The sequence below is a fragment of the Pedobacter sp. genome (assembly GCF_035566355.1).
Lineage (GTDB): Bacteria > Bacteroidota > Bacteroidia > Sphingobacteriales > Sphingobacteriaceae > Pedobacter.
In genome coordinates this window covers 1-3,215 of sequence record NZ_DATMRL010000037.1, presented here as the reverse complement: position 1 = coordinate 3,215, position 3,215 = coordinate 1, and the positions used below count along the sequence as shown (strand labels likewise).

Sequence of the window (3,215 nt, the reverse complement as noted above, 5' to 3'; positions counted from 1 at the left end):
ATCCATAATGTTCGGCTTTTCCAGATCCGTATAGAAATTGTAGACCGTACCATTGGTCAATACACCAAATCTTGCTTTAGAAACATGATAATACCTGTGAAGCTGGGAATTGTGAGCATCGGCGTTTTCTTTCCAGTGCTTGCATTCAAAGATGAGTATAGGTTCATTGTTATTGCGAATAACATAATCTACTTTTTCTCCTTTTTTCGTTCCGATATCACAAATATGCTCCGGAATAACTTCTGTCGGATTAAAAATATCGTAGCCCAGAATCTGGATAAAGGGCATTACAAATGCATTTTTGGTGGCCTCCTCGGTATTGATCTGGTCTTTTAATCCAACCACTCTTTGGTGAAGCTGTTCTAACTTAAGTTTAAGATCCATTTCTGCTTGCGCTTTTAGGTTTTAAATTGTTTATTCCCAAAAGTAGACAGGCAGTAGCAGTCTTTCTTACGGGAAACCGTAACCCGGGGCGCTATTTCAACGAAATTATGAAGCTAGGGTTAGATAAGTCCAAAGTCTTTACAATACACCACCAATTGTTCATTCTTAGAAAACTCCAAAGCTTCTCTCATCAGATTCAGGCGTTTTTCAACACTGCTTAAACCAGAAGGCGAAATGCCTTTTTCCTGCAGATGAAATGGAATATTTTTCTGGGGGATTCCTTGCGAAAGCAGGGAGATGATGGCAATGTCTACATCTGCAAACTCATATGCATTCTTTGCCTTTATATTCTGCCTTAAATTGGCAGAAATATACTTGCTGGATTTATAAATCGTGTTTATCGCCAGTTTAAGTTCCTGAGCATCATTGCGTGCCTTGCGTACATAAGCATTGATTCCAAGCTCATCATAAAGCGCATCGATAACAGCCGCTTTGTTTTCTGCAGAAAAAACCAGGATCTTTAAATTGGGTTGTGCTTGTCTTACCGCTTTGATTAGCTCCGTACCACCCGTAATCCTTTGTTTATTATGATCCTCTTCGAAAGAAAGATCGGTAATCAGTAAATCATATGGTTCGTCATTTTGACGCGCCTTTTGTATCCAGGTTAAAGCATCATCGCAATAAAATACATAATGGGCTATCTCTATTCCGAGATCTTCCAATGTTTTCCTTACGGAGATGTTGGAAGATTCGTGGTCTTCTGCAATTAAAACTCTTTCGAACATCATTCTTCTATTTAGGTAATGGGAAAAGAAATCTGAATTTTCAGCCCCTTCTCAACTTTGGTGTCAAAAGTAATTTCCCCATGAATACTTTCTATACGGGTTCCCGTATTTCTCAATCCATTGTTGAACCTCATCTCTTCAGGCATCCCAATTCCATTATCTGTATAATAAATATTGATTTTATTCTGTTTCTGTTCAAACCTAACGGCAACATTACTGGCACCACTATGTTTCCCCATATTCACCATCAGTTCCTGGAGGATATTCTCAATTTCATATTTTACCTGTGCAGTTACTTTTTTCCATAACTGCGGATCGTTTCCTGCCAGGGCCACTTTTGTTGTATCAGTGGCGAAAGATTTGATGAGCTCGGAAACCCTTTCGTGGAAATTCTGATCTGTAAATTTAACCTCCTCATAAGATATATCTCTCGATTTCTCATACAGATCCTCAATTTTATCTAATACGCGGTCTTTATCAATCTCCTCTTGATTTTCAATTTCAGTCATCACCCTGTACAATCCATTGGCTACCACATCATGTACTTTTTTAGAGGTTTTAAGTTGATTTTCCCGGATAGCGGTTTGTGCTTCCAATTCCAATCGCTGTTTTCTCTTCTTGTACCAAAGAACAGCGATAATAGAAGCTGCAACCAGAACAAAGATGGTACTAATAGATACTATCTTTTGCTTAATGATCTGATACTTTTTCTCTGTATTGTCCTTTTGTAACAATAGGTTATCTGCTTTATTTTTCTCCGTTTCATAACGGATAACAGCAAATTGATTCTTGGCTGCGTTACGTGCCGTCTGAACACTATCCTCTAATTTTTGATAGAGCCCAAAATACTGTTTGGTTTCTTCCGGGTGGCTCAGCTTTACGAGCTTCTGCAGTGCCTGTAATTGATCGTCCGGGCTTTTGATTTCCTTTGCAACCCAATACATCTTACGCGAATAAAATAGCGCTGAATCTGGTTGTTTTTTGTAGTAATAATCTGACAGATGTGAAAAACTGGCATTTTGACCCCAGAGGTCATTTTCTTTTTCCCGGATATGCAAGGCTCTTAGTAAATCTGGCGCTGCGTTATAGTTTGGGTTTTGAAGCCATCTCGTTTTTGAAATATTAGATAGGATCCTGGAAAAGTTGTTGTTACTCTTCTGTACATCTTTATTTCTCAGGAGCTGTTCAAAATATTTTAAAGATTCGTGGTATCGCTTTTGAGCGGACAGGTTAATCGCAATATTATTTGCGTATATAATTTTAGATTGCTCATTGTTGGAGAGCGCAATTGCTTTAATGTAGAAGGAGGTTGCTTCATCATAATTCTTTAAGAGATGAGCCATTTTCCCCAGGTTATTATAATTGGAGGATAGGATCTCTTTTTGCTTTGCATTAGAAATGTTAAGGTATTTAATTGCAGAAAGCGATAACTCCTGGCTACCAAAATAATCGCCCTGATCACCGCTGATGATGGCCATATTGATTAGGCTCTTTGCTACTAAAATGCTATCACCTTGTTTTAGGGATTCTTCCTTAGCTTTATTAAAGTAAACGAAACTGCTGTCAACCATTCCTTTATCCGAGAAGGACCAGGCTTTATCATAATAGGGGGTAGGAACCCGAGGTTTATCTTTTATATTCTCTTTATGACAAGAAGCGAATACAAGTAATAGAAGAAGCGTAATATATTTTTTCAAGAAATCGTTATTATTTCTCTAATTTATAAAAAAAAACGGGCAAATATTTGCCCGTTTTTTCAGTTGTTATCTTGGAGGGTTATTCCCTGTTTCGCCACCTGTATCAGGAGGGGTGTCAGGAGTAGAAGGAGTTGTATCCTGAGCTGTTACAGTAGTACCATTATTATTTGTTGTATTATTATGATGTGGACATACCAATCCCAATAACATTGCTAAAATGATTTGAAAAAACATAACTAAAAATTTTAAAAGGTTAATCACTTGGTAGGTCCCCGCGAACCTTATCGCGGGGGTTGCTACATTGCAATCAGAGGCGCCTCTGAAATTTTTGGGAAGTAATGAGATTCAA

4 protein-coding genes are annotated in these 3,215 nt (G+C 38.0%); all 4 read right to left on the bottom strand.

Features of this window, described 5'->3' with window-relative positions; all coding sequences use genetic code 11:
- On the bottom strand, positions 1 to 384 hold a 384-nt coding region (locus tag VNZ46_RS01280), incomplete at its 3' end, for a type I restriction endonuclease (protein ID WP_325558263.1).
- Between the two features lie 119 nt (positions 385 to 503).
- Positions 504 to 1,172, bottom strand: a complete 669-nt coding sequence (locus VNZ46_RS01275; RefSeq protein WP_325558261.1) for a response regulator — start codon at positions 1,170 to 1,172, stop codon at positions 504 to 506.
- Positions 1,173 to 1,180: 8 nt separating this feature from the next.
- Positions 1,181 to 2,866 carry a tetratricopeptide repeat-containing sensor histidine kinase gene (locus VNZ46_RS01270; protein ID WP_325558260.1) on the bottom strand — a complete coding sequence of 562 codons (1,686 nt, stop codon included), beginning with the start codon at positions 2,864 to 2,866 and terminating at the stop codon, positions 1,181 to 1,183.
- A 66-nt stretch (positions 2,867 to 2,932) separates the two neighbouring features.
- The gene (locus tag VNZ46_RS01265) at positions 2,933 to 3,100 is read right to left on the bottom strand and encodes a hypothetical protein (protein ID WP_325558259.1); all 168 of its coding nucleotides are present in this window, start codon (positions 3,098 to 3,100) and stop codon (positions 2,933 to 2,935) included.
- Positions 3,101 to 3,215 lie beyond the last annotated feature (115 nt).

What these genes read in the sequence shown, in the direction of transcription:
- VNZ46_RS01275 (WP_325558261.1), bottom strand. Translation starts at nt 1,172, where the DNA reads ATGATGTTCGAAAGAGTTTTAATTGCAGAAGACCACGAATCTTCCAAC.
- VNZ46_RS01265 (WP_325558259.1), bottom strand. Translation starts at nt 3,100, where the DNA reads ATGTTTTTTCAAATCATTTTAGCAATGTTATTGGGATTGGTATGTCCA.